Source organism: Paenibacillus sp. EB106-06-01-XG199, assembly GCF_058791575.1.
Genome location: NZ_JBYTDQ010000003.1, coordinates 995,778 through 1,020,883, shown reverse-complemented (window position 1 = coordinate 1,020,883; position 25,106 = coordinate 995,778). Strand labels below are relative to the sequence as shown.

The following is a 25,106-nucleotide window of genomic DNA, read 5'->3' as shown; positions in this document are numbered from 1 at the left end:
ACACGACCGTTAAGCCCTCCAGCGCCGATGGTACTTGGACCGAAGGGTCCTGGGAGAGTAGGACGCCGCCAAGCACAGAGACCACTGTTGATTAATCAGCAGTGGTCTTTTGTTTATGCTACGCTTTGCCAATCCTAGGAATGGAAAGAACTCAAGGGGAGATTTTTAATGATCATCTGGATTAATGGTGCGTTTGGATCTGGAAAGACGGAAACGGCTTATGCACTAAACCGCAGAATACCACAATCTTTTGTGTTCGATCCGGAGAATGCAGGATATTACATCCGAGATAACACTCCGCACGAGATATCCCAAGATGATTTTCAGGATCATCCTCTTTGGCGCGAAATAAACTATTCCATGCTAAAATACATAGAATCTCAGTACAGTGGAACTATTATTGTACCTATGACCATTACGGATTCCGGCTACTTTATGGAGATTGTTGGCAGACTAAGGCAAGAAGGCGTAGAGGTTCATCATTTCACCTTATGTGCTTCCCAGGAGACACTGCTTAGAAGATTGAATAGCCGGGGGGACTCTAATAACTCTTGGCCCGCCCAACAGATTGAGCGATGTCTCAAGGGCCTTGCACAGGAGATATTTCAATGCCACCTGAATAATGACCAGTTGACAGTTGATGAGGTAGTAGAGGCTATAGCGTTGCAGCTGGGTATCACCCTGTTACCCGCTTAATTTCAGCTCTAATTATTGCAGATTAGCTAGCTTGAAGATCTTACTGAAAGAAAATAAATTATAAAATCCTTATAAACTATTGCTATATAATCTTATAATTGATATAATATTTTTTGTTGTCACAAAAGGCAACTTTATTGTGGCCCGTTGGTCAAGGGGTTAAGACACCTCCCTTTCACGGAGGTAACATGGGTTCGAATCCCATACGGGTCATCAACTTTTTATCGAATTTCGCTGATAAAGATTGCTTTTATCAGAAGAATGTGTTAAGATCATTAAGTTGCTTCTTTCATTGGAGGCTTAGCTCAGCTGGGAGAGCATCTGCCTTACAAGCAGAGGGTCGGGGGTTCGAACCCCTCAGCCTCCACCAGAGGATTCCCTAAATAGCAGAATGTTTTGCTTCTGGGAAGATCAAAGAAATAAACACTTTTTACTGACGCGGGGTGGAGCAGCCCGGTAGCTCGTCGGGCTCATAACCCGAAGGCCGCAGGTTCAAATCCTGCCCCCGCAATTATTTGGAACCGTGGTGTAGTTGGCCTAACATGCCTGCCTGTCACGCAGGAGATCGCGGGTTCGAATCCCGTCGGTTCCGCCATTTATGGCACCGGGTTAGAATCTCAGCAATATCATACATACTGTGTGCGGACGTGGCTCAGCGGTAGAGCATCGCCTTGCCAAGGCGAGGGTCGCGGGTTCGATTCCCGTCGTCCGCTCCATAATATGCGCCCTTAGCTCAGCTGGATAGAGCGTTTGACTACGAATCAAAAGGCCGGGAGTTCGAATCTCTCAGGGCGCGCCATTTTTACTCTAATAATTAAATATACGCCGGCGTGGCGGAATGGCAGACGCGCTCGACTCAAAATCGAGTGGGAAACCGTGGAGGTTCGAGTCCTCTCGCCGGTATATCCAATACAGGCTTATAGAATTGCTTTCGGGCGATTTTGTAAGCCTGTATTTTATATTTTAGCAAGAAATGATTCATAGCTTGCCAAGCGCACACTTCGGCTTGCGGTGTTATGCCGAGAGCCGATAATCGGCCTATAAGCTCCGCGTTAACGGCTAACTGTTATTTTACAATAAGCTGCTTTACTTGCTCAGGAAGCTCTTCTGGCGATATTTCTTCCCAATGTGTTACACCGCGCAGAAAGGTCGCAAACAGCTTCAAACTCGCATTCTTCTGAAGCTGTTTGCTGGCAGTGAAGCTTAATTTCTTGGTGTTCCCCTGAGCTGTGTATCCGGTAAGTTCATAATTGTATCTGCTGTATCAGGACACAGCCATATCTTTATGCTTCAGCCGATGAACTGACCACGCCGCAAACAACGCAATAAACGTAACATTCATGAAGAAAAAGGATAGGTTCTCTGCAGGTGTCAAATCCCGCTGGCTCAGCACACTCATACCGATGGTCAACAGGGAGTAGGGGAACAACATACCGATTTTCGCCACATACATGGCCAGACCAAGGAAGACTGCACAGAGACTGATTCCGATCGGGGCGGCGAAGCTGCGTATACGTATGGAAAAACCTAATTGCAAAGCGGCAATAGCCACCGAGGAAAGCCATCCGCGAAAGCCCCAGACTAATGTTTCAGTTGGAAAGGCTCCAGAAATGGAAAACAGCTGACCAGCTGACCAGTACATCACCATGAATAACGTCTGCACTATGAAGATTAGTAAGCTTATGATAATAAGCTTGGCCATAAATACGCTAGAAACAGATACGGGGGAGGCTAGAATCAGATTCCAGTTCCGGTTGTTATGTTCTAGCCTGCATACGAATGCACAACAGATCGCAATGAGTATCGGCAGGAAAAATTCTCCGTAAAATAAACTTACCTGTGTCCACAAGCTGTACCATCCATTTTGCAAGGCTGCTTGATTAAAATAAAAGTTAAAACATCCGATCACCAGACTCATGACGGGCAGGATGGCCAGCACAAGGCCGATCCGGGAATGACGAAGCTTAAGCCATTCTGTTGAAACGCTTCTGAGCATCTTGTTACCTCCTTAGACATCCTGTCTTGAAATATGAAAATTGCCGCAAATATAAAAAACAAGTGCCATGAATAAGACTGCAAGCAGCAGGCCAGGGCGCATCGTTCCGCTTAAATAAGTGCCGGAAGAGGCGCTATAAATATACGTGACCGGGCTCAAATCCATATAATAGGACCAGATGAAGAAATGACGAAGGGAGGCAGGAAACAGAGTTAGGGTTGTGCCGAGAAAACCGCCCAGCATCCCCAGACTCAAGGCAAAGGCCTGATTTTTTACGGCCAGTGACAACCATTGCTGCATGGAGGTGATTGCCAAATTGGTGAGCAGCGTGCCGGCAATGAATTGCAAAAGCAGAGACACCGGCAGCGGCCCTTCAAAGTTGTTGAGGGATCCGAAGCCGATGATGAATCCCGCCTGGATGACGATGCCGTACAAAGCCAAGCTGCTGGCACACATGTACTTGGCTGCATAGACATGATTGCGGCCTATAGAGGTTGTCATAAGCATTTTCCAGGTGCTTCCCTTATGTTCCATATCGCAAATCCTGGAAACGATAATTGCTGATATAATGGGCAGAAAAAGTCCATTCATAGAAGATAGGGTGAAAATCAGCGCTTCCCAAGAGGCGTTTTCCGGACTGCGGGAGATCGAGATGCTCATAGACAGCGAAGCCCACACCAATTCCGCAACGAGAAACAAGGTCAGCATCACCCATACTTTTTTACGGCGGATTTTAAAATACTCCAAAGCTAAGGCCTTTATCACAGACTCCGCTCCTTTCCGGTAAGATCAAGAAATATATCCTCCAGACTTTTTTGATGTTCCTGAATTCTTGAAACAGAAAGGTTGCTTTCGACCAGAATCCGATTGATCCGGGACACCTCTCCATCATCCAAGTATTCGAACATGAGATGCTTTTCCTGAAATCTAGGCATATATTCATGCGCAAGCAGTATTTTTTCGGCTTTGGCGTTATCATTTGTCTGGATGTGTATCGTTGCCTCGTTATTCTTTCGAAGATCTTCCATCGTTCCCTGGAACAAAAGCTTGCCTTCACTGATAATTCCAACGGAACTCGCAATTTGCTCGATCTCCGACAGCAAGTGGCTTGAGAGTAGAATGGTTATTCCATATTGCCCGGGCAGGGATTTAATCAGTTCCCGGATTTCACCGATCCCCGCAGGATCCAGTCCATTTGTAGGTTCATCGAGGATCAGCAGACTCGGAAAGGCAAGCAGAGCCATGGCAATCCCCAGACGCTGCTTCATACCCAGCGAATATTGGCTGGCTTGTTTGTGTTTTTGATTTTCAAGACGCACGATCTTCAGAGCTTCATCTATATTTTTGTTCGGCACGTTCCTCAGACGCTGCATCACCCGCATGTTTTCTAACCCGGTGAGATGTCCGTAGTAGGAGGGGGATTCAATCAGTGAACCTGTTTGGTTAAGAATAGATGCCCGGCTGTTCTCCAAGTCATTGCCGAAAATCTTGATCGTTCCTTCCGTAGGTTTTATAAGACCCAGCAGCATTTTTAAAGTAGTCGTTTTCCCCGCTCCGTTAGGACCTAGAAACCCATAAATCTCACCTTTCTCAACAATCAGACTAATTTGATGTACCCGGTGTTTACCGTCATAAGATTTGGAAAGATTATGCGTCTGCACGATAGGGGACGAATTTATCAAGCCTCTCAACTCCATTTCTATAATTGTTCTTCAGTAATTAATATAGAGAGGTCTTCTTGCTTCCCGCTGAAGATAACCTTACAGTTACCTTAAATAAGAATAGACAATATCGAGTCACCGGCTACATCAGGTATACTAAACAGGGTGATGCGAATTGGAAATTATAAAAAATAAAAAAGTACTGATCGTGGATGACGAACCAAAAATCCTTGAAATGATAGAGATGTTTTTACGCAAAGAAGGTTTTTTTCGTATTTTCACAGCCGGTAATTATGCTGATGCGTTGAGAATCTGCAGGATGGAAAAGCCGGATGTGGCCATTCTGGATGTTATGCTGCCTGACGGAGATGGATTTTCTCTCCTTTCCGCAATCAGAACATTTTCGGACATGCCGGTGCTGTTTCTCTCCGCGCGTGGAGAGGATGAAGACCGGTTGCTTGGCCTTGGGCTGGGCGCGGATGATTATATCGTCAAGCCTTTTCTGCCGAGAGAATTGATTTTACGGCTGAGGGCCATTTTAAAGCGGGCATATGCCTTCAATGCTCCCGAGAGGCTCCCTGTCTTCCGCCTGGGCAGACAGACGATAGATTTGGAGAGCGCTGTTGTGCGTAGAGAGGGCACCGAGCTTCCTCTGACAGCCAAAGAACACGCAATACTGATTAAACTGCATGAGAACCAAGGAAGAATCGTAACAAGCGACGCCCTATGTCAGGCGGTATGGGGAGATGACAGCTTCGGCTATGAGAATACATTAATGGTACATGTGCGGAGAATCCGGGAAAAAATAGAAGAGGAACCATCCAAGCCCGTGCATTTGCTTACGGTAAGAGGACTTGGTTATAAGCTGCTTGTACAGGGGGACCGGTAATGGATGGGGTTATCCGGATTTTACGGAAATTTGTTGTAGCGACGATTCTGGTTTCCGTCCTGCTGCTTCTGTTCAACTTCATTATGCTGGGCTCCCTGGTATTCAAGGAAGTGCATAAAAGGCCTTCTCCGGAGACCGTTGTACAGCAGATTGCTGAAGGACTTACGGGGGGGAACGGAAAATATACTTTAGATGCCCAATCGGCGAATCTCCTGAAACAGGATCAAGCATGGGTTATGCTGCTGGATGAGAAAGGGGAGGTAAGGTGGAGTGAGAAGTTGCCTGAAGAAATTCCGCGTTCCTATACTCTTATTGATGTGGCTAAATTTTCACGCTTTTATCTCAAGGAGTATCCTGTGTATGTCTGGGAACATAAAGAGGGGCTGCTTGTCTTAGGGTATCCGAAGAATACGTATGTAAAATACCCGCTTGAATTTTTAGTGGATTGGCTCAAGTCACTGCCTATAAGAATTGTACTGGTCTTCGCAGCCAATATTGCTCTGGCTTTACTGTTATCCTTATTCACGGGGAACCGCTTAATCCGCAGCATTCGGCCACTGATTGAGGGGATTCATGCACTGGCGAAGGAGAGGCCGGTCCATGTGGACAAGGGTGGCATTTTCCGTGACCTGTCGGAAAGCATAAATTCAACATCGGACATGCTGCAGAATAAAAATGACGCGCTTAAGGCCAGAGATGGAGCACGCTCCAATTGGATCGCAGGTATTTCACATGATATCCGTACGCCGCTTTCTATGATTCTGGGCTATGCAAGTGAACTGGAGGAGCAACCCGGACTGACAACTGAACAACAACAGCATGCAGCCACTATCCGGCGGCAGGGAGAGATTCTGCGATCTTTAGTGAATGACCTGAATCTGGTATCCATGCTAGAATACGAAATGCAGCCGCTGCATCTAAAGCAGATCCGGCTCTCGGTCCTGGCAAGACAGGTGGCTTCCGAGTTTTTGAATAACGGCTTGGATGAGCGTTATTCCATTACAATCAACATCACAGATGAGAGCTTAAAAATTACGGGGGATGAGCGATTGCTGTATCGTGCTGTAAGCAATCTGGTTCATAACAGCGTACGGCATAACCCGAAAGGCTGTGAGATTGTACTGGAGACCTCAAGTACTTCTGAAGGTGCCTTTTATCAATTTGTTGTTGCGGATAACGGGACAGGCATTCCTAAGGAGCAATTATCAGAAGTTGTTGTTTTGCCCTATACGGCTGGACGGATCCGCCCTGTTCGTCAAGGTCATGGATTGGGACTTCCGATGGTTGCACGAATCGCACAGGCCCACCAAGGCATGCTTATTCTAGAAAGTGACAAAGGCCAGGGGTTAAAAGCAACATTGAGATTGCGGGCGCATATTGTCCTTGAAAAGACGGGGAACCCGATGCCGGAGACGGCGCTTTGAGCTGTTTAATATTAACTTTGATGAACCCATAAGGAGTGCCATGAATATGTTCAAAATTATGATTGTGGAGGATGATCCCAAAATTGCGGATCTTCTGTTGTCTGCTATTTTAAAGTACGGTTATGATGTGGTGCGGGTGAAGGACTTTCAACAGGTGTTGGAGGAATTCCAGCAGGTTAAGCCGGAGCTGGTGCTGCTTGACGTGAATCTTCCGAGTTACGACGGTTATTACTGGTGCCGGCAAATCCGCCGGATTTCCACCTGCCCGGTACTGTTTATTTCGGCCCGTGAAGGTGAAATGGATCAGATTATGGCACTTGAGAATGGCGGGGATGACTATATCACCAAGCCATTTCATTCAGGGGTTGTTCTGGCCAAGATTCACAGCCATCTCCGCCGTGCTTACGGGGAGTATGCGGCGAGACGCGAGGAGCCGATGATAGAGCTGGAGAGGCTTACTCTCTATCCTGAAAGGCTTGAGCTGCAGCTGGGACAATCCATGGTGATCTTGACTAAAAAAGAATCGGATATTATAGAGAGCCTCATGGAGCGCTACCCAAGGGTGGCCAGCAGGGAGGCTTTGCTGGAGAAGCTATGGGATCCGCAAGCTTTTGTGGATGAAAATACTCTCAATGTAAATATTACACGGGTCCGGAAGAAGTTCCAGGAGCTTGGCATCGAAGAAGCTGTGCTTACGGTCAGGGGATCAGGCTATAAGTTGAACATCACCTGGACAGAGGACAGCCAATGAAGCTGTTTATCCGGGAGCATACTTTATTGATTGCCGTTCAAATTGTTCAATTTGCTGCAATACTATCCATTTACTGGCTCGATGGCTATAACCATCTTTCGACTGCTCTATATGCGGCCTTCATAGGTTTTTTCTTCCTTGGCTGTTATTTGGTTCGTCATTATCTTACCCGGCGCCGCTACTATCTTCGCCTGAGCCGGCCACTGGAAACGCTGGACGAATCTTATCAAAAGATTGATAACACACCTGTCTCCAAAGCGCTTGAAGAATTGCTGCATGCTCAGTACCGCCATTCTATGCAGCAGCTCATAGCGGTGAAAAAGCAGCAGGAGCAGCACTTAACCTTTATTGATCAATGGGTTCATCAAATGAAAACGCCGCTGTCGGTCATTGAGCTCACGGTTCAGAATATGGATGAGCCTGAGTTTGCCAGCATCCGTGAGGAGCTGGAGCGGATGCGCAGCGGCCTGCATACGGTGCTGTACATGGCCAGGCTCCGTGCCTTTGAAAAGGATTTTCACATCAAACCTGTCGTTCTGCCGCAGCTCGTGAACGAGGTTGTGCATGACCACAAACGCCAGTTCATCCGCAACCGGATATTTCCCGAGGTTCCGGCTGCGGATCCCGGGATTACTGCCCAGAGCGATGAGAAATGGCTGTTCTTCATGCTGTCCCAAATCATTAACAATGCCATCAAATATTCAGCGGCCAAAGATACAGAGGATAAAAGAATTGTCGTTTCCTGCTACTTACGGAACGCTGAACCCATCATTGAGGTCAGAGATCAGGGGATAGGGATCCAGGCGTCTGATCTCAAACGGGTCTTTGATCCTTTTTTTACTGGCGACAACGGGCGGGGGCTGCGTGAATCTACGGGGATGGGACTGTATTTGACGAAAGAGTCTGCCGACCGTCTCGGGCACCGGCTTGAGCTGGAGTCGGAGGTTGGCGTAGGGACAGTGGTGCGCATTGTATTTGCAGCTAATCATTAGCTTACATCCGTGTAATAAAAGTGAAACCTAAATCGATAGTTGATGTTCTGTGTCTCCGGTATAGTGGTTTATAGAAGGATTTAACGCAGGAGAGGAGATAGAAGCATTATGCTGGAGGTAAGACAGGTTAGTAAAATATATGAAGGAAATGTGGCCTACCGGGCTTTGACTGACATTGATCTAACTATCGACGCTGGAGAATTCGTCGGGATTATGGGTCCTTCCGGAAGCGGGAAAACAACTCTTCTTAATATGATTGCCACAGTCGACGGCCCAACCACAGGGGAAATTATCATCGACAACAAGGATATAGGAAAGCTGAGCAAAAACGATTTGGCGGTATTTCGCCGCCGGCAGCTAGGATTTGTTTTTCAGGACTTCAATCTGCTGAATACCCTGACCGTGGAGGAGAATATTGTGCTGCCGCTGACACTGGATGGAACCCAGATCAGCGAAATGAAGCAAAAGGCACAAACGATTGCCGATAAGCTGGGAATTACCGCCATCATGAAAAAACGTACCTATGAAATCTCCGGGGGGCAGGCCCAGCGGACTGCAATCGCCAGAGCTATGATTCATTCACCCAAGCTGCTGCTGGCAGATGAACCCACCGGTAATCTGGATTCCAAAGCGGCAAAGGATGTCATGGATATGCTGGAAACCATCAACCGGGAACAGAAAACGACCATGATGCTTGTTACCCATGATGCTGTAGCCGCCAGCTATTGCCATCGGGTAGTGTTCATTAAGGATGGCAGATTTTATACGGAGATCCACCGTGGGGACAACCGCCAAAGCTTTTTCCAGAAAATCATTGATACACTTTCGCTGCTGGGGGGATATGGAAATGACGTTCCGTCAATTCGCATTCCGTAACGTCAGCCGGAATAAACGGCTCTACACCGCCTATTTCTTGAGCAGTATGTTTACTGTAATGGTGTTTTTTACCTTTTCCATCTTTGCCTATCATCCGATGCTCAGCGGAGATCGTATGCAGTCGAGTGCGGTGGTTGCCCTTTCGGTGTCGAAATGGATTATCTATGTGTTTTCCTTTTTTTTCGTGCTTTACTCGATGAGCGCATTTCTGCAATCACGGAAAAGGGAATTCGGATTAATGATGATGCAAGGTATGACCACCCGCCAGCTGCGGACGATGATTTTTCTGGAGAATATGATTATCGGGTTCGGAGCAACTATTAGTGGTATCGGTCTGGGAATTGTGTTTGCGAAGGGGATTTTACTTGCCGGAGAGCAGGCGCTTGCGCTCAATGAGCAGCTGCAATTCTATTTTCCGTTCAAGGCGATCTTCCTCACGCTGGCTTCATTCATGCTGCTGTTCATCCTGATCTCCCTGTTTATTTCAGTGGTGCTGCGGAGCGGTAAGCTGATCACACTTATCAAGGCGGATCGTCAGCCCAAGCGGGAGCCGAAGGCTTCACTGCTGCTGTCACTGCTTGTGGTGGCATTGCTAGGGACCAGCTATTTCCTTTCTTTACGGGCAAGCGGCTTGGATGTTGTGTTCTTGCTTCCGCCTGTAGTAATTATGGTAACTATTGGAACGTATCTGCTGTTCACACAGCTCAGTGTATATCTGATCCGGAAGCTGAAGCGAAAGGAGCGTTTTTTCTGGTTTAAGACCAATATGCTGCTGTTCTCCGATCTCTCCTACCGGATGAAGGATAATGCACGCTCCTTTTTTCTGGTCGCCATCATCTCTACAGTTTCCTTTAGTGCGATAGGCGCATTGTACGGATTTCAATCCATGCTTAATGGGGCAATGACGAAGGAAAATCCTTATCTGTTCACATATCTGGCCGCGGATAGCGACAGTAAGGAACAAGCCCATGTACAACTGATTGATCAGAGCTTAAGTGAATCCAGGGTTACTGCTGAAAAGACTTTGCTTGAGCTCAATTATTATACTGCTGAAGACAATCAAACACTTACTCTAGTGAAGCAAGCTGAGTATAACCAGCTTGCGGAGCTGCTTGGGATCAAACCTATAAAGCTATCTGACGGGAAGGCGGCCATCGTTGATTTTGGGCTGTCGCGGAAAGGTGAAAAGATGCTTCACCTGCCTGTAAAGCTACAGTCCGGGATAGTTATCGAAGCAACACAGGCGGTTGTGTCCCCGGCGATACGGGGCATGAGCGGCTATTACGTTGTTCCTGATGAGCTGTTTACAAAGCTGGCCCAGCCGGATAAAGAGAGTCATTATTATGCCTGGCACGGACCGATTAAACAGCAGGGAGCGGTGGCTGCGGGCGGAAAGCTGACCAACAAGCTTCCGTATGACGAAAATTATGAATTTTATGCACTTGAATTTCAGACAAACCGGATTAATGAAAGCTTTGGGCCACTGATGTTCATCGGTTTCTTTATCGGAATTGTGTTTTTTGTCTCTGCCGGCAGCTTTCTTTATTTCCGGCTATACAGTGACCTGGATGAAGATAAACAAAAGTTCAAGGCCATTTCCAAGCTGGGACTGAGCGAAAGAGAGCTGGGCAAGATACTGAACCGCCAAATCAGTCTGCTGTTCTTCGCTCCTATCGTTGTCGCACTGGTGCATGGAGCAGTGGCGCTTACCACTCTGTCCCACATGTTCAATTATTCAATGTATAAAGAATCCGTTCTTGTACTCAGCCTGTTCTTTATCATTCAGCTCGTTTACTTTTGTGTTGTCCGTCTGTTCTACACCAGACAGATTAAATCGGCACTGGCCGGATAAAGCTTATGCCTGTAAATGCACACAAAGAAGCCGCTCCTGTGAGGGAACGGCTTCTTTGCTATTTATAAACGCTAAATACAACTTATACCAAGTTGGGAATATCCACTGCAGGCTCACTGTCAGCTTCGTAATCCACACCTTCTGTGCGGAAGCCGAACAGATTGAAAAAGTCTTCCTGATATCCGGCAAGGTCGGCAAGCTCAGGGACATTATCCGTTTCCAGCTCGGTCCAGCGGCGCATCACTTCAGTCTGAATATCCTCACGCATTTCCCAATTGTCGATCCGGATCAGGTGGCTGCCATCAGCAGCAGCCTCGCCGCCGTTGTATAAATGCTCAGCAAACAAACGGTACATCTGCTGGATGCAGTTCTCATGCAGCTCTTTATCCTTCATCACTCTGTATAGTGCTGAAATATAGAGCGGTACCACAGGAATAGCTGAGCTTGACTGAGTAACCAGAGCTTTGTTGACGGAGACAAAGGCACGACCGCCTTGTGGCTTAAGCTGGTCATTTAAAGAAATTGCAGTTTTTTCGAGATCATTTTTGGCTTGGCCGATCGTTCCGTCCTTATAGATCGGGTGGGTAACTTCCGGCCCGATATATGAATAGGCAACGGTAGTAGCCCCATCTGCAAGAACGCCTGCTTCCTGAAGCTGGTCGATCCACATGCCCCAGTCTTCACCGCCCATGACGGCTATGGTCTGGCGGACCTCATCGTCTGTCGCTGGCTCAATGCTGACGGTAGAGACTTCACCGGAGTGGAAGTTCATCGTTTTGTTCGTATACGCGCTGCCAACGGGTTTAATTACAGATGAGAAGGTTTCTCCCGTTACCGGATGAGTGCGGCGGGGGGAAGCTACACTGTAGATCACGAGATCCACTGTGCCGTATTCGGCTTTAATGAGCTCGATCGTTTTTGCTTTTATCGCATCAGAGAAAGCATCGCCGACGATGCTGTGTGATTTGAGGCCAAGCTTCGCCGCCTGCTGCTCAAGTGCTGCGGAGTTATACCAGCCGGCAGAGGCGGTGCGGGCACCCTCAGCAGGCTTGTCAAAAAACACGCCAATCGTATTCGCGCCTGCACCAAAAGCGGCGGTAATCCGCGATGCCAGACCGTATCCGGTAGAAGCGCCGATCACGAGAACATTAACCGGTCCATTCAGTTTCTTCTGTGCTTTTACATAGTCAATTTGCTGCTCCACTTGCTTGGCGCATCCCTCAGGATGGGCAGTGGTGCAAATAAAGCCGCGGGTTTTGGGCTGAATAATCATCAAGGAAATCCCCTTTGTTTAGTTTTTAACTTAATTTCCGCTAATATAGAGTATAGCAAATGATAGCTTAGAAAGATAAGTTTTGAAATTAAATTATTTTGCTGCAGGACAGCGGGAAGCGTTGAAGATCAATTTTTCCTCTAAAGCGCATAATTGCTTCCTTCACAGGTCACAATAGGGAAAAAGCAGAATGAAGGGATTAACATGAATGCTTTTCGTTTGAAAGAACAACTGTGGCGGCGGTGGAGACGTTGGAAAAAGGCTCCTTGGGTGGGAGCGGCCTGTATCGCTTTGACGGTAGTGGCCTGGCGCGGCATGCAGGTTCCGGAGGAGATCAGCGGATTGTTAAGCAATTCAGACTGGGCGATACCGGTGGAGTCGTTAGGCGAAACCTACAGCCCGGAGCAGACCGGAGGGCTGGGTGACAGCGTGGCCGCGGTGGCGGCCGTTTCTAATAATATCGGAAACAGCGGGGAAGACGGCAGTGCCGCTGTAGAGAGCAAACAGCTGCTGGAAGCGGTTAGCCAAGACGCTGTCAGCAGAAAGGTACATTTGAAGACGGTCTATGTGACGGGCGTAGAAGTACAGACCCTTTCAGGAGAGCGGAATCCGGGCCAGCTTAAAGTGCTGATAGAGAAACATCCGGGCTGGAACGGCTGGATTAGCGAGGAAGGCGACTTGTGGCTGGAGCATCGAGTAAATGATCTTTCACCGCTGACCAAAAAGGATGCGTATATCGGTGTAGACGCACAGGGGAACTTAAGCCTGTTCAAAGGTCCGCCGGCAGCGGAAAAAGTGCTGAAGACTTTTTTTCAGATGGACATAGGCTCCATGAAGTCTTCGCTCCCGGAAGGGATTATGAAACAGCTGCATGAAGGAATACGGGTGCAGGACATTGAGGAATACAACAGCGTGTTGTCGACATTCAGCGATTATGCACGCGATTCTGCGGAGCAGGCAATGCAGTCGGAATAAGCAGCAGAGAATAGTACTGGAAGGCCCCTGATCTTATGATCGGGGGCTTTTTGGCATGAGGGTTACAAATGAGGCAACATTTATATGTTGTAGTATTTCTGGAGAGGAGGCAAATTTTTTTCTCTGCTAGAGGGATTTTTGCTATAATGGGTAGAAGGAATACATATGTTCGCTTTAAGAGCGGGCAATGGATGAATACGGTGGAATATCCTGCCTGTTAGAAGGAGAGATTGGGCTTGCGCATCTTAGGAATAGACCCGGGGCTGGCGATTGTCGGCTTTGGCTTCGTAGATAAGGAAGGAAATAAATTGACGCCGGTTCAATATGGCAGTATTCAGACCGAGGCGCATACGCCTGAGGAAGAACGGCTGCTGCATGTCTATGAGGGCATGGTGCAGCTGATAGATAAATATAAGCCGGACGCAGTGGCAGTGGAAAAGCTGTTCTTCGCCCGCAATGTGACAACTGCGCTCCCGGTGGCCCAGGCACGGGGTGTGCTGATTCTGGCTGCCGTGCAGCGCGGGCTTCCCGTCGCCGAATATACACCGATGATGGTGAAGCAGGCTGTGGTCGGTTATGGCAAGGCTGAGAAGAAGCAGGTACAGGAAATGGTGAAGCTGCTGCTGAAGCTGTCCGCTGTTCCTAAGCCCGACGATGTGGCCGATGCGCTGGCAGTGGCTGTTTGCCACGCCCATTCGGTGAGTCTTAATTCCAAATTAAATGAGGTATTGCGAAAATGATAGATTACTTAAGAGGACCGGTAGTACATTTGGAGTCGGAATATGTGGTGCTGGATGTCCAGGGTGTAGGATACCGGGTGTTCTGCCCGAATCCTTATGCGTTCGCCAAGTCGGAAGGACCCGTGACCATCTACATCCATTATCAGACACGGGAGGATGCCACACTGTTGTTCGGATTCCCGACAAGGGAAGAACAGAAGCTGTTCCGCAAGCTGATTGAGGTGTCCGGCATCGGACCGCGCGTAGCGCTGGGGATTCTGACCGGCGGCACACCGGACCAACTGATCTCAGCGATTTATCAGGAGAATATCACTTTCCTAACCAAGCTGCCGGGTATTGGCAAGAAGACGGCGCAGCGGATGATTCTGGATCTGCGGGACAAACTGGATGGTTTGAGCGCCGCCTCTATGCAGACCGGGTTATTTGCGGTACCGATGGAAGAGCAGAATGCCGCCCTGCCGTGGCAGGAAGCCAGAGACGGTCTGAAAGCGCTCGGTTATACCGAAGCAGAGCTGGACCGGGTATGGCTGACGATGAAGAAAGAAGGCACAGATACAGGGACTGTTGATGTGCTGATGAAGAAGGCGCTGGGGCTGCTGTATATCGCCAAATAAGCCATAACGCAGCTGCCTAAAGGGACAGCCTTGAAGAACGGAGTGAGGAAATAGATGGATGACCGGATTATATCGGCGAATCTGATGATGGACGAGCAGGCGGTGGAATTAAGTCTGCGTCCCCGTTATCTGGGCGAATATATCGGACAGACACAGGTGAAAGAGAACCTGAAAATATATATTGAAGCAGCCAAAATGCGCAGTGAGGCACTGGATCATGTGTTGTTGTACGGGCCTCCGGGTCTTGGCAAAACCACGCTCGCGAACATTATCGCCAACGAGCTTGGTGTGAATCTGCGGACGACGTCCGGGCCGGCTATTGAGCGGCCCGGGGATCTGGCAGCGCTGTTGACCAACCTGCAGGAAGGCGACGTGCTGTTTATCGACGAAATTCATCGCCTCCACCGGACTGTGGAAGAAGTCATGTATCCGGCGATGGAGGATTTCGCACTCGATATCATGATCGGCAAAGGGCCTAGCGCCCGTTCGGTGCGGCTGGATCTGCCGCCCTTTACACTGATCGGAGCCACCACGCGGGCCGGGTTGCTGTCGGCGCCGCTGCGTGACCGCTTCGGGGTGGTCAGCCGTTTGGAATATTATACGATTGATGAGCTTAGCTTCATCGTCTCCCGCAATGCCGAACTGCTTGGCATTGAGATCCTGGGCGATGCCGCTGAAGAGATTGCCCTGCGTGCCCGGGGAACACCGCGGATTGCCAACCGCTTGCTGAAGCGGGTCCGCGATTTCGCCCAGGTGCGCGGTGACGGAATCATCACCCCCGATATTGCGGGTGAATCGCTGAAGATGCTGCAGGTCGATCCGCGCGGGCTGGACAGCATAGACCATAAGATGCTGCACTCGATGATCACCGCCTTTCGCGGCGGTCCTGTCGGGCTGGATACGATTGCCGCCACGATAGGCGAAGAGAGCCAGACTATTGAAGATGTGTATGAACCTTATCTGCTGCAGATCGGTTTCCTGCAGCGCACTCCCCGGGGACGAATGGTAACCCCGGCGGCTTATCATCACCTGGGTCTTCCGCTTCCTCCGGAGCAGCATTAAAGTTGAAATGCTAGGCCCACAACAAACTTTTAGGAGGCTTCACGATGAATCATGCGAGGCGCAAAGGGACAGGAATGGGACTGCTGGGCCGGGGATTGCTGGCGGCAACACTGATTGCGGGCAGCTTCCTGGTTCCTGCAGGTGATATCCATGCTGAATCCAGTGCAAACATCCGGGTTGCGATATATGCTGATATCGGCAGCAAATATAAATTAACCGTACCATACGTGACGCTGCAGTCTGCTAAGGACTTCAATTTTCTCTCCGGCCAGAGTGGGGCAGCCTCATTGCTGCCGGTTCCGGCCAACAGCAAAATACGCGTAAGTCTGGATAGCTACAAGGTTAAGGTTATGGAAACTGACACCTGGCAGGCAGCTGCCGATGCCGCCAAGAAGCTGCAGTCTACATCCGATAAGCCGCAGTTGCTGGTAACCTCGCGGAATGGGGTTAATGCATACCAGCTGTACACAGGTCCGTACGCCAGTGAAAATGCTGCCAAAGAAGGTCTTACCCGCGTAGGGAAAGCGGGACTGTCCATCCCGGCGGGCCAAACGTCAGCAGTAAAGGGCATTAAACACTTGTCTGCCGGAGAGTTCGCTTCCACTGAGGAAGCAGATGCTGCTCTCCAGGCACTGACGGCAGCCAATTTTGATGCCTGGAAGGTAATGGTGGCTGGAGCGGACGGCAGTGCAAAGACGCAGGTTTGGGTCGGCGAAGCTGCTGGCGAAAGTGAGCTTTCCGCCCTGCAGACCGAAGTTGCGGCTGCACTTCCCCAGCTTGTCTTGTCTCCTGCTTCAGCACCCGGGTTAATTATCCGCAGTGACGCAGGATTGGACCTCAGTAAGGAGGGACAAGCGTTTCATTACAGTGTGTCCGGAGTGAGTGCCAAGTTTATTGCTGCAGGCAATGAATCGGGGATTCAACTGGAGGAGAGATCCAAACGTACGTATCGCGGCAGCTTGGAGCTAAGCGGATTGAACGGTTCACTGGCTGTCATTAATGAAGTTCCGCTGGAGCAATATCTGTATGCTGTAGTCGGCGGAGAAGTTTCCTCGAGCTGGAATCAAGAGGCACTTAAGGCCCAGGCAGTCGCCGCGCGCAGCTATGCGCTGTTTCAGGGCAAACGTTTTGATGTGGCTGATGTGGTTGATACGACACTAAGCCAGGTATATAACGGCATCGGGGCCGAAGCACCTACAATTATCAAGGCGGTGGATGCCACAGCCGGTGAAGTGCTGAAGAGTGGCGGGAAGATTGTCGAAACCGTCTTCTCCTCCAACAGCGGCGGCCGCACAGCGGATCCGTCAGAGGTCTGGGGCAATGGCGGAGCTGCTTTTGTCAGTGTGCTCAGCGCTGAGGATGCTTCGGCCGCTGCCTCATTTAAGAAGTGGTATTATGTGCTGCTGTCTAGCGGTGCCTCCGGCTATGCCCGTGAAGATAATATGAAACTGACCGGCAGTAAGACGGCGGCAGGGCTTCCCCTTGCGACAGCTTCGACCAGTAATGTGAATATTCGGCCGCTGCCTGTTATCGACAGCAGTGCAAGTCCGGTAGGCAAACTGAATCCCGGTGAGAATGCTGTCGTATTGGATCAAGTCTATGAATCCGGGAGCTATAGCTGGATTAAAGGACCGTACACCTCGGCAGAGCTGCTCAAAAGCTTAGCCGGCAAGACAAGCAGTACACTGCCGTCATCCATTACCAGCCTGCAGGTTACCCAGCGCGGGCCTTCAGGAAGAGTCACACAGGTCAAAGCCAACGGTAATATTCTGCAGGTTAAGTACCCGGATCTTTTCCGTTCCGCCTTTAATGGACTGCCCAGTACCTTGTTTGATATTGTACCTTCCGGCAGTTATACTGTATTAGGCGCTGACGGCTCTACCGCAACCATTGGCGGAACACAGTCTGCGGGTGTGCTTTCTGCATCCGGCAAGGTTACTGCCCAGAGCAGCGGAACGGTTGTAATGGGAGCCGATTCTTCGGCAAGAGTGGTTACAACTAACCCGGGATTTTACTTTATCGGCTGGGGCAATGGCCATGGGCTCGGCATGTCGCAGTGGGGCGTGAAAGGTATGGCCGATAACGGGTATGATTACAAGCAAATATTGCAACACTATTTTAATAACGTTACTATAGTTAAGGAATGAAGACTGACCATGAATGTAGACGATTATGACTTTCATTTGCCGGAGGAGCTGATTGCCCAGACTCCACTTTCTGACCGTAGCGCCTCAAGGCTGCTGCTGGTAAACAAGGAGAACGGAGAGCTTGCTCATCGGCATTTTACCGACATACTGGAGCAGTTTCAGCCGGGGGATACGCTTGTTCTGAATGATACGCGCGTTATTCCTGCCAGACTATTTGGGATCAAGGAAGACACCGGAGCCAAGGCGGAAGTACTGCTCCTGAAGAATCTGGGAGAGGACCGGTGGGAAGCGCTGGTGAAGCCGGGCAAGAAGCTGAAGACCGGTGCGGTCATTATTTTCAGCGATGAACTCCGTGCGGTGATCGAAGACGAGGCCGATATGGGCGGCCGGACATTGCGCTTCATGTATGAAGGAATCTTTCAGGAGATTCTGGACAGACTGGGGACGATGCCCCTTCCACCTTATATTAAAGAAACGCTCGATGACCGGGAACGGTATCAGACGGTGTATGCCCGGCATGAAGGCTCAGCAGCGGCACCTACGGCTGGACTGCATTTTACAAAGGAACTGCTGGAGCGTATTGCTGCAAAAGGTGTGAATATTGCTTACATTACACTTCACGTTGGACTTGGCACATTCCGCCCGATGTCAGTAGAGAAGGTTGAAGAGCATGTCATGCATGCCGAGTATTTCGAGCTGTCCCGGCAAACTGCAGAGCTTCTGAATGAGGCGAGAGCAAGAGGCGGCCGTATTATCGCTGTTGGTACAACCTCCTGCCGGACTCTGGAGACCGTGGGCAATAAGTTCCAGGGCGGACAGATTGAAGAATGCAGCGGGTGGACGGATATCTTCATTTATCCCGGTTATGCATTCACAGTTGTTAACGCATTGATTACTAACTTTCACCTGCCAAAGTCCACTTTGGTTATGCTGGTGAGTGCTTTAGCAGGACGTGAACAGATTCTCGCCGCCTATGAGGAAGCGATAGCGCAGCAGTACCGCTTTTTCAGCTTTGGTGATGCGATGTTTATTTATTAAGCAAGAGGAAGGGTTAAACAAATGGCAGCAATAACTTATGAACACATTAAGACCTGCAAGCAGTCCGGAGCCCGGCTCGGCAGAGTCCATACCCCGCATGGTGTCATCGAGACACCTGCCTTTATGCCTGTTGGCACACAAGCTACAGTCAAGACCATGAGTCCCGAAGAACTGAAAGAAATGGACGCTCATATTATACTGAGCAACACATACCATTTATTTCTGCGGCCTGGCCATGACATCATTCGTGAGGCCGGTGGTCTGCACAAGTTTATGAATTGGGACCGGCCGATTCTGACGGACAGCGGTGGGTTTCAGGTATTCTCACTGAGCGATATGCGCAAAATTACCGAGGAAGGCGTACATTTCCGCTCCCATCTAAATGGAGACAAGAAATTCCTTTCGCCGGAAGTGGCGATGGAGGTTCAAAACGCACTTGGCTCCGATATCATGATGGCATTTGATGAATGCCCGCCTTTCCCGGCTGAATATGATTACGTCAAAAAGTCATTGGAACGTACCTCACGCTGGGCCGAAAGATGTCTCAAAAGCCATGCCCGTCCCGAGGATCAGGGGCTGTTCGCTATTGTACAGGGAGGCATGCATGAGGATTTGCGCCGCCAGAGTGCGGCTGATTTGACTTCCATGGATTTCCCGGGGTATGCTATTGGGGGGCTCAGCGTCGGAGAGTCCAAGCAGCTAATGTATGAAGTGCTGGATTATACTGTTCCGCTGCTGCCGCAAGGGAAACCGCGTTATTTAATGGGTGTCGGTTCACCGGATGCGCTGCTTGAAGGGTCAATCCGCGGAGTGGACATGTTCGACTGTGTTCTGCCTACCCGCATTGCCCGTAATGGAACGACAATGACCAGTCAGGGAAGACTCGTTGTACGCAACGCACAGTATGCACGTGATTTCGGGCCGCTTGATCCGGAATGCAGCTGCTATACCTGCCGGAATTATTCCCGGGCTTATTTGCGCCATTTAATCAAAGCCGATGAAACGTTTGGCTTGCGGTTAACGACATACCATAACTTACACTTCCTGCTGGATTTGATGCGTAAAGTGCGTGAAGCCATCAGAGAGGATCGGCTGCTTGATTTTCGCGATGAGTTTTTTGCACAATACGGATTGTATGATAATCTCAAAGGCTTCTAGTACGCCTGTAACAGAAGAACTGGATTGTGCTTTAATGCGTATCGAAAGGGGGGAAAGGATATGTTACATTTTCAATTTGCAGCAAATCAAGGGGGGACTGGCAGCATTCTAGGTCTCGTAGGCCCGTTTGTACTTATGTTTGTGGTGTTCTATTTCTTGCTCATTCGTCCGCAGCAGAAGAAAACTAAAGCACGCAACGGAATGTTGAAAGCTCTGAAGAAGGGCGATAAGGTAGTCACTATTGGTGGCCTTCACGGGACGATCATGGAGATTTCCGACGACATCGTCGTTTTGCGCGTTAATGATGTGACCCGTTTAACCTTTGACCGGGGCTCTATCAGCCATGCTGTGGCACTGGAGACGGAAGGTAAGGAATAGTATTTCTTCACAACCTACATAAAAAGCGGCGTATCTCCTTCGGGAGAACGCCGCTTTTTGGCATGCTATCACATAAATCTCGTATTCATCACCCTGAGGGAATTGAAAAATTAACGGGCATCTGTGGCGCGGCTTCGGACTGGAAGCGATGTTTCCTCGCTGCGGAGTGTCAGCTTGGCCAGCTGTACTGCAGCAGAGGTGGACACAACAGCCAGCAGAGTGCCGCCCAGCATATCAATCAGCCAATGAATGCCGAGATAGAAGATTCCGAACACAATAGCTACTGCTGAAATCGTTGAGATAATCTTCCAGCGGTTGTTCCCTGACCGAAAGGCGAGCAGCGCCGTAGCTACAGCGATGGCCGTGTGCAGACTAGGGAAACAGTTGTTTAGACCGGAGAGCGGCCTGTATTCCTGTTCAAAGTTTGGAAAGACATCCAACATGATGAATCTTACACCTGCCGGAGCATAGGACCAAACTTCGTTGATTGGAAAATATAAAAAGAACGGAATGGCGACTGTGTAAATTAGCATGATCGTGTAGCAGGTGGCATACAGCATCAGGCGGTTCTTCTCCAGCAAATAGACTCCGAGTGAAGCAGCCAGCACGGCTTGGAGCATAAAGATATAGAAGAAAGCGACAATAGGTGTAAGCCAGGGAGCGTAGAATATTTGCTGTACGGTCTGGACAAAATGTCCTTCAAGTCCAAAAAATACAGAAGTATAATCCGATGCGAGCTGCATCTTCTGCTCAATCTGCAGCTCATACTTATTCAGGAGGAGAACACTGATCATTCCAACAATAACCAACAGAAATTTATAGGAGTGCAGCAGTTCCTTTCCGAGTTCTACAAAGGCCATTAAAGGGTTGCGCCTGGTATTGATCCAGATCAGCAGAATTACTATTACAACAGTGTACAAAACAACATGGTTCATGGATTGGTAAAGCAAAGCTATCGAAGCCTCCTCAAGCTCTTACGAATTCAGATGAAACCAGTGTAACATATTTTTAAGAGAATGGTTTCAAATTTTATGGATTCTAATAATTTAGTTTTTTTGTAAATTAACTCCAAACATTCCGCCGAGCGCTCCGATTGCTGCAGCAGCCATAACCCATACAGCATCAATGCCTGCAGGGGCACTGTCAAGCGCCAAAAATCCGACCAGCAGCACAATGATTCCGTAGAATCCCCCCGTAAGTGATCCTTGATACCAGCCCTTACTGGTTGCTCTGCGCCCTGCCGTCAGTCCGCCGAATGCGGCGGCGATGCCGTGTACGAAGTAGGTATACGTTGTAAGATCCTGTTCCTTCAGACCACTGCCCCACAGCAAAAGAGAGAGGACAAACGCGCCCAGCAGCATCCACAGGAAGGATCGGCATAAACCGGATAATACAGGACTCGTTATTCTCCATGAGAACAGGCGCCGAATGAAGTACATGGTAAAACCTCCTAAATGTTTTTTGACGATCACCTTGAGTTAACTAATATTCATTGTATGGGGAGGCTTGCCCCAATAGTACAAGAATGGCAAAGCCTGCTCATTTACCATTAATTAATAAGACCATTTCCGAATGTTCCCTTGGCAGGGAGGCCAGAATAGGGGTACATTAATCCGCCCGTAAGGCAAACTGCCCGGGCGAGAAGCGGAAAGGGGAGCGAAGAGAATATGTTCCAGCATATTACTACCCATATCTTTCTGACCGTGCTGATGTATATCTTCATTTTCCTGAGCATGCGGATAATGGGGAAACGGGAAATTGGCAAGCTGTCTGTATTCGATTTAACGATTTCGATCATGATTGCTGAAATTGCCGTGTTTGTCATTGATGACATCGAACGGCCGGTCTATGACGGAATCGTGCCCATGGCAACCTTGGTACTGATTCAGGTGCTTGTGGCCCAGTTCAGCCTTAAGAACAGAAAGCTGCGGCTGCTGATTGACGGCAAGCCCAGCGTACTGATCTCAGATGGCAAAATACACCGCGGGGAAATGCGCAGGCAAAGGTACAACCTTGATGATTTGCTGCTCCAGCTGCGGGGTCAGAACATCGACAGCCCTGCTGATGTGGAGTTTGCCATTCTGGAAACCAGCGGCCAGCTTACCGTCATTGAGAAGAACAGGGGAGTGTCGTCATCCAACCAATCGGGAAACAGCAGCTCTAATGCCGAACGGAATGAACAGGGAAACAGTGGTGCTGACAGCTCCGGCAGCGTCAAGCTGCCGAAGCATAAAATCAGGTACGAAGGCCTGCCGATTCCGCTCATTATGGACGGGAAGGTGCAGGATACAAATCTAGAGATGATCGGGAAAACAAGATTCTGGCTAAGAACCCAGATCCGCCAAAAGGGCGTATCTGATTTTCGCGATGTTTTTCTGTGCTCGATAGATCACAAGGGTGAAATTTATGTAGACCGTCACCGCTCCAGATAGAGTAAAATATTAACGCCGGCGTTTGAAGAATGGCACACGGTCTAGGTCGCGGGTAGAGATCAGGCCTGAAAGCAGGCATATTCCCAGGTAAAGAGCCATCCCGCTGGCGGCGGAAAGCAAAAATTGCAGCCACTGGGCATCGGCGATGGGAACAGAGGTATAGATGTAAGACATGCCAGCGGCCATGATAATCACCGCGGTCAACGTTTTGAGTGGATCGGAAACTCTAATCGACAATTTAATCAGCTTAACTACGCTGAAGCCGTGCAGCAAGGTTACAAAAATGCTGTTAACGATAATTGCGATTATTGCGCCATAAATCCCGTATTCGGGCTGGGAGGCTAAAAAGAGAATGAGCAGGATTTTGATTACCGCACCAATCAGCGTATTTATAAGCGCCCTCCCGGGGCGGTCCATAGCTTGAAGAGCAGCCTGCAACGGTGCTTGGACATAGAGGAAGAGTGCAAAAGGTGCCATCATCCGCAGCATCGGAGCGGTATCCGCATTGCCGTACATCAGCGTACATAGCGGTACGGCAAGAATATACATAATTGCAGCAAAAGGGGCTCCGGTTACCATAGCGAGCCTCAGGGCCTGGTGCATTCTTTTATGAATGGTTGCCAAATCATGGCGCGCTGCCGCCTCTGACAAGGAAGGAACGAGCGAAACAGCAAGGGAAGAGCTGAGCACTCCCGGCAGCAGCAGCAGTGGAATAACCATCCCTTGTAAGGAGCCGTACTGCGCGGTTGCAGCTGCGGTGGCAATTCCGGCAAGGGCCAGACTGCGGGCGGTAATAATAGATTCCAGAAGATAGGAAAAAGAGCCGACGAGCCTTCCGGCTGTGACGGGAACAGCAATGCCTAGCAGACGTTTCAGTACAGAAGTTTGCTTGCCCGCTGAAGGTTCAGGGATAACCGGATCTGGAATGTCATTTTCCGCGGTTACAGGGTCAGGAAGATCCTTCTTGTCCTTTTTTAGGATGTAATAATATTGCCATAGCAGCACCAGCATGCCGACGATTTCGCCAACGGTCACCCCTAACATTGCACCTGCCGCAGCAAAGGCAATACCCTTCGGAAGCAGCAGCCAAGAGAACCACAACATAAAGATAATACGGATTACTGACTCCAGAACGGAGGAAAGTGCGGAAGGAATCATGTTTTGCCTGCCCTGAAAATAGCCCCGGTATATGGAAGATACGGCAACGATAGAGATCATCGGCGTCATGCTGACAAATGTATAATACACACGACTGTCCGTAAGGAGCACATTGGATACCCATGAGGCGCTGAACAGGGCGACCAGGGTGAACAAGATGCCGAGCGCCAGGCTGAGGGTAAGTCCGGTATGCAGAATACGGCGTGACTCTTCAGGCCGGTTCTCTCCCTCTGCCTCAGCTACCATTTTGGCGATGGCCAGCGGAATCCCTCCAGTGATTACAGTGATCAGCACGATGAAAAAGGGATAACCCAACTGATAAAGACCAACGCCTTCAGCACCGACAATACGGGGTAATGCAATGCGCGGAATGAATCCAAGCATCCGGTTAATAATGCCTGCGGCAAGCAGTATAAGCGTTCCTTGGATAAAGCTTTGTTTCCTTAGATTACTCAAAGGGCACTCCTTCTTCCCGAATTGAAATAAAACGCTGGCGTTCCTGTCTGTCCAAAAGGTAAGCTTGTGGATGCAGGCTTGTATATTGATATGCGGTACCCTGTCTACTCCATGACAAGCTTTGGAAATGATAAGTTTTAACCCGGAAGAAGGAATGCGGGGGAGTCTGGTCGAATACTAAAAAGTAACATGCGAAAGCGAGCGAACTTTGGAGGTGTCAACACGTGGAATCGATAGAGTGGAGTGATGATGAGCTTGGTGAAGATATCGAAGCCATGTGCCGCAGCAAAGCGGAGGAATTCCGACTCCTCGGCTATGAGTATGTAACAGGCAAGGATATCTGGGATTGCATCAGCCGCAACTATGCCAAGGAGGGCAACCCTCCCCTGCACAAGCTTGTGAACGATATCTATTCCTTGAAATCCACTAGTTATATGAATTATTTAACGATTGCCGCTTATCGGGGATTAAACTGATACAAGGAATGATTTTCTTTTGCAAATGGCTATAGGAAGCAGTAAAGTAAGAGAAGACCAAT

At 49.3% G+C, this 25,106-nt stretch carries 24 protein-coding genes, 7 tRNA genes, 1 rRNA gene and 1 pseudogene; 25 read left to right on the top strand and 8 right to left on the bottom strand.

Annotated elements, in window-relative coordinates:
- The 9 genes from rrf to AC3WT9_RS15315 form a co-directional block, all read left to right on the top strand.
- Positions 1-74 (top strand): 5S ribosomal RNA (rrf, locus tag AC3WT9_RS15355); the annotation flags it as partial.
- A gap of 94 nt (positions 75-168) precedes the next feature.
- Complete coding sequence (locus tag AC3WT9_RS15350) at positions 169-696, top strand: AAA family ATPase (RefSeq protein ID WP_341379605.1); 528 nt, start codon at positions 169-171, stop codon at positions 694-696.
- Between the two features lie 141 nt (positions 697-837).
- A tRNA-Glu gene (locus AC3WT9_RS15345) sits at positions 838-909 on the top strand.
- A gap of 81 nt (positions 910-990) precedes the next feature.
- A tRNA-Val gene (locus AC3WT9_RS15340) sits at positions 991-1,066 on the top strand.
- A gap of 67 nt (positions 1,067-1,133) precedes the next feature.
- Positions 1,134-1,207 (top strand) — tRNA-Met (locus AC3WT9_RS15335).
- 6 nt (positions 1,208-1,213) lie between these two features.
- Positions 1,214-1,291 (top strand) — tRNA-Asp (locus AC3WT9_RS15330).
- A 46-nt stretch (positions 1,292-1,337) separates the two neighbouring features.
- A tRNA-Gly gene (locus AC3WT9_RS15325) sits at positions 1,338-1,412 on the top strand.
- Positions 1,413-1,418: 6 nt separating this feature from the next.
- Positions 1,419-1,495: transfer RNA gene (locus AC3WT9_RS15320), tRNA-Arg, on the top strand.
- Positions 1,496-1,520: 25 nt separating this feature from the next.
- Positions 1,521-1,599: transfer RNA gene (locus AC3WT9_RS15315), tRNA-Leu, on the top strand.
- A 163-nt stretch (positions 1,600-1,762) separates the two neighbouring features.
- Here AC3WT9_RS15315 and AC3WT9_RS15310 read toward each other — a convergent pair.
- From AC3WT9_RS15310 to AC3WT9_RS15295, 4 genes and pseudogenes are all read right to left on the bottom strand, one after another.
- Positions 1,763-1,945 (bottom strand): annotated as a pseudogene (locus AC3WT9_RS15310) (YxeA family protein); the annotation flags it as partial.
- A gap of 15 nt (positions 1,946-1,960) precedes the next feature.
- Positions 1,961-2,692, bottom strand: a complete 732-nt coding sequence (locus tag AC3WT9_RS15305) for an ABC transporter permease (protein WP_341379604.1) — start codon at positions 2,690-2,692, stop codon at positions 1,961-1,963.
- A gap of 12 nt (positions 2,693-2,704) precedes the next feature.
- Entirely contained in the window at positions 2,705-3,457 is a 753-nt protein-coding gene (locus AC3WT9_RS15300; RefSeq protein WP_341379603.1) for an ABC transporter permease, read from the bottom strand.
- Positions 3,454-4,389 carry an ABC transporter ATP-binding protein gene (locus AC3WT9_RS15295; RefSeq protein ID WP_492407700.1) on the bottom strand — a complete coding sequence of 312 codons (936 nt, stop codon included), beginning with the start codon at positions 4,387-4,389 and terminating at the stop codon, positions 3,454-3,456. Before AC3WT9_RS15295 ends, AC3WT9_RS15300 begins: the two co-directional genes overlap by 4 nt.
- A gap of 139 nt (positions 4,390-4,528) precedes the next feature.
- On the opposite strand from AC3WT9_RS15295, the gene AC3WT9_RS15290 reads away from it, so the two are divergent.
- The 6 genes from AC3WT9_RS15290 (at position 4,529) to AC3WT9_RS15265 (ending at position 11,137) form a co-directional block, all read left to right on the top strand.
- Positions 4,529-5,242, top strand: a complete 714-nt coding sequence (locus AC3WT9_RS15290) for a response regulator transcription factor (protein ID WP_492407699.1) — start codon at positions 4,529-4,531, stop codon at positions 5,240-5,242.
- Complete coding sequence (locus tag AC3WT9_RS15285) at positions 5,242-6,666, top strand: sensor histidine kinase (protein WP_341095706.1); 1,425 nt, start codon at positions 5,242-5,244, stop codon at positions 6,664-6,666. The genes AC3WT9_RS15290 and AC3WT9_RS15285 overlap by 1 nt, the downstream gene beginning before the upstream one ends.
- 46 nt (positions 6,667-6,712) lie before the next feature.
- Positions 6,713-7,417 (top strand): response regulator transcription factor, encoded by a 705-nt coding sequence (locus AC3WT9_RS15280; RefSeq protein ID WP_341095704.1) that lies wholly within the window; start codon positions 6,713-6,715, stop codon positions 7,415-7,417.
- On the top strand, positions 7,414-8,409 hold the full coding sequence (locus tag AC3WT9_RS15275) for a sensor histidine kinase (protein ID WP_341095702.1): 996 nt from the start codon (positions 7,414-7,416) through the stop codon (positions 8,407-8,409). Before AC3WT9_RS15280 ends, AC3WT9_RS15275 begins: the two co-directional genes overlap by 4 nt.
- Positions 8,410-8,517: 108 nt before the next feature.
- Complete coding sequence (locus AC3WT9_RS15270) at positions 8,518-9,285, top strand: ABC transporter ATP-binding protein (RefSeq protein ID WP_341095700.1); 768 nt, start codon at positions 8,518-8,520, stop codon at positions 9,283-9,285.
- Complete coding sequence (locus AC3WT9_RS15265) at positions 9,257-11,137, top strand: ABC transporter permease (RefSeq protein WP_341379602.1); 1,881 nt, start codon at positions 9,257-9,259, stop codon at positions 11,135-11,137. Before AC3WT9_RS15270 ends, AC3WT9_RS15265 begins: the two co-directional genes overlap by 29 nt.
- A gap of 82 nt (positions 11,138-11,219) precedes the next feature.
- Here the strand turns inward: AC3WT9_RS15265 and fabV are convergent, their stop codons facing one another.
- A complete protein-coding gene (gene fabV / locus AC3WT9_RS15260; protein ID WP_341095696.1) occupies positions 11,220-12,410 on the bottom strand; it encodes an enoyl-ACP reductase FabV in 1,191 nt (396 codons plus the stop codon).
- A 204-nt stretch (positions 12,411-12,614) separates the two neighbouring features.
- Between fabV and AC3WT9_RS15255 the strand changes: the two genes are divergently transcribed.
- The 8 genes from AC3WT9_RS15255 (at position 12,615) to yajC (ending at position 20,522) form a co-directional block, all read left to right on the top strand.
- A complete protein-coding gene (locus AC3WT9_RS15255) occupies positions 12,615-13,385 on the top strand; it encodes a BofC C-terminal domain-containing protein (RefSeq protein WP_492407698.1) in 771 nt (256 codons plus the stop codon).
- Between the two features lie 236 nt (positions 13,386-13,621).
- On the top strand, positions 13,622-14,125 hold the full coding sequence (gene ruvC, locus AC3WT9_RS15250) for a crossover junction endodeoxyribonuclease RuvC (protein ID WP_038595613.1): 504 nt from the start codon (positions 13,622-13,624) through the stop codon (positions 14,123-14,125).
- The gene (gene ruvA, locus AC3WT9_RS15245) at positions 14,122-14,739 is read left to right on the top strand and encodes a Holliday junction branch migration protein RuvA (protein ID WP_341095693.1); all 618 of its coding nucleotides are present in this window, start codon (positions 14,122-14,124) and stop codon (positions 14,737-14,739) included. The genes ruvC and ruvA overlap by 4 nt, the downstream gene beginning before the upstream one ends.
- Before the next feature lie 54 nt (positions 14,740-14,793).
- A complete protein-coding gene (ruvB, locus tag AC3WT9_RS15240) occupies positions 14,794-15,801 on the top strand; it encodes a Holliday junction branch migration DNA helicase RuvB (protein WP_076109170.1) in 1,008 nt (335 codons plus the stop codon).
- A 44-nt stretch (positions 15,802-15,845) separates the two neighbouring features.
- Positions 15,846-17,948 carry a SpoIID/LytB domain-containing protein gene (locus AC3WT9_RS15235; RefSeq protein ID WP_341379600.1) on the top strand — a complete coding sequence of 701 codons (2,103 nt, stop codon included), beginning with the start codon at positions 15,846-15,848 and terminating at the stop codon, positions 17,946-17,948.
- A gap of 9 nt (positions 17,949-17,957) precedes the next feature.
- Positions 17,958-18,986: a tRNA preQ1(34) S-adenosylmethionine ribosyltransferase-isomerase QueA gene (gene queA / locus AC3WT9_RS15230; protein WP_341095688.1), complete on the top strand. Its 1,029-nt coding sequence runs from the start codon at positions 17,958-17,960 to the stop codon at positions 18,984-18,986.
- A 21-nt stretch (positions 18,987-19,007) separates the two neighbouring features.
- Positions 19,008-20,144 carry a tRNA guanosine(34) transglycosylase Tgt gene (tgt, locus tag AC3WT9_RS15225; RefSeq protein ID WP_076109167.1) on the top strand — a complete coding sequence of 379 codons (1,137 nt, stop codon included), beginning with the start codon at positions 19,008-19,010 and terminating at the stop codon, positions 20,142-20,144.
- A gap of 60 nt (positions 20,145-20,204) precedes the next feature.
- Positions 20,205-20,522, top strand: coding sequence for a preprotein translocase subunit YajC (gene yajC / locus AC3WT9_RS15220; protein WP_076109166.1), 318 nt, complete (start codon positions 20,205-20,207; stop codon positions 20,520-20,522).
- Between the two features lie 110 nt (positions 20,523-20,632).
- On the opposite strand, the gene AC3WT9_RS15215 is transcribed toward yajC, so the two are convergent.
- Both AC3WT9_RS15215 and AC3WT9_RS15210 read right to left on the bottom strand, forming a co-directional pair.
- Entirely contained in the window at positions 20,633-21,472 is an 840-nt protein-coding gene (locus AC3WT9_RS15215) for a phosphatase PAP2 family protein (protein ID WP_341379598.1), read from the bottom strand.
- Between the two features lie 96 nt (positions 21,473-21,568).
- A complete protein-coding gene (locus AC3WT9_RS15210; RefSeq protein WP_341095684.1) occupies positions 21,569-21,961 on the bottom strand; it encodes a TIGR04086 family membrane protein in 393 nt (130 codons plus the stop codon).
- A gap of 228 nt (positions 21,962-22,189) precedes the next feature.
- On the opposite strand from AC3WT9_RS15210, the gene AC3WT9_RS15205 reads away from it, so the two are divergent.
- The gene (locus tag AC3WT9_RS15205; protein ID WP_341095682.1) at positions 22,190-22,954 is read left to right on the top strand and encodes a YetF domain-containing protein; all 765 of its coding nucleotides are present in this window, start codon (positions 22,190-22,192) and stop codon (positions 22,952-22,954) included.
- A gap of 9 nt (positions 22,955-22,963) precedes the next feature.
- Here the strand turns inward: AC3WT9_RS15205 and spoVB are convergent, their stop codons facing one another.
- Positions 22,964-24,568 carry a stage V sporulation protein B gene (spoVB, locus tag AC3WT9_RS15200; protein ID WP_341379596.1) on the bottom strand — a complete coding sequence of 535 codons (1,605 nt, stop codon included), beginning with the start codon at positions 24,566-24,568 and terminating at the stop codon, positions 22,964-22,966.
- 224 nt (positions 24,569-24,792) lie between these two features.
- On the opposite strand from spoVB, the gene AC3WT9_RS15195 reads away from it, so the two are divergent.
- Positions 24,793-25,044 carry a post-transcriptional regulator gene (locus AC3WT9_RS15195; RefSeq protein ID WP_341095677.1) on the top strand — a complete coding sequence of 84 codons (252 nt, stop codon included), beginning with the start codon at positions 24,793-24,795 and terminating at the stop codon, positions 25,042-25,044.
- The last annotated feature ends 62 nt before the right edge of the window (positions 25,045-25,106 follow it).

Coding starts and splice junctions, on each gene's coding strand:
- ruvA (WP_341095693.1), top strand. CDS start 14,122: ATGATAGATTACTTAAGAGGACCGGTAGTACATTTGGAGTCGGAATAT.
- AC3WT9_RS15275 (WP_341095702.1), top strand. CDS start 7,414: ATGAAGCTGTTTATCCGGGAGCATACTTTATTGATTGCCGTTCAAATT.
- AC3WT9_RS15350 (WP_341379605.1), top strand. CDS start 169: ATGATCATCTGGATTAATGGTGCGTTTGGATCTGGAAAGACGGAAACG.
- AC3WT9_RS15280 (WP_341095704.1), top strand. CDS start 6,713: ATGTTCAAAATTATGATTGTGGAGGATGATCCCAAAATTGCGGATCTT.
- AC3WT9_RS15265 (WP_341379602.1), top strand. CDS start 9,257: ATGACGTTCCGTCAATTCGCATTCCGTAACGTCAGCCGGAATAAACGG.
- AC3WT9_RS15270 (WP_341095700.1), top strand. CDS start 8,518: ATGCTGGAGGTAAGACAGGTTAGTAAAATATATGAAGGAAATGTGGCC.
- queA (WP_341095688.1), top strand. CDS start 17,958: ATGAATGTAGACGATTATGACTTTCATTTGCCGGAGGAGCTGATTGCC.
- ruvB (WP_076109170.1), top strand. CDS start 14,794: ATGGATGACCGGATTATATCGGCGAATCTGATGATGGACGAGCAGGCG.
- AC3WT9_RS15235 (WP_341379600.1), top strand. CDS start 15,846: ATGAATCATGCGAGGCGCAAAGGGACAGGAATGGGACTGCTGGGCCGG.
- tgt (WP_076109167.1), top strand. CDS start 19,008: ATGGCAGCAATAACTTATGAACACATTAAGACCTGCAAGCAGTCCGGA.
- yajC (WP_076109166.1), top strand. CDS start 20,205: ATGTTACATTTTCAATTTGCAGCAAATCAAGGGGGGACTGGCAGCATT.
- AC3WT9_RS15255 (WP_492407698.1), top strand. CDS start 12,615: ATGAATGCTTTTCGTTTGAAAGAACAACTGTGGCGGCGGTGGAGACGT.
- AC3WT9_RS15295 (WP_492407700.1), bottom strand. CDS start 4,389: ATGGAGTTGAGAGGCTTGATAAATTCGTCCCCTATCGTGCAGACGCAT.
- AC3WT9_RS15205 (WP_341095682.1), top strand. CDS start 22,190: ATGTTCCAGCATATTACTACCCATATCTTTCTGACCGTGCTGATGTAT.
- AC3WT9_RS15210 (WP_341095684.1), bottom strand. CDS start 21,961: ATGTACTTCATTCGGCGCCTGTTCTCATGGAGAATAACGAGTCCTGTA.
- fabV (WP_341095696.1), bottom strand. CDS start 12,410: ATGATTATTCAGCCCAAAACCCGCGGCTTTATTTGCACCACTGCCCAT.
- AC3WT9_RS15305 (WP_341379604.1), bottom strand. CDS start 2,692: ATGCTCAGAAGCGTTTCAACAGAATGGCTTAAGCTTCGTCATTCCCGG.
- AC3WT9_RS15285 (WP_341095706.1), top strand. CDS start 5,242: ATGGATGGGGTTATCCGGATTTTACGGAAATTTGTTGTAGCGACGATT.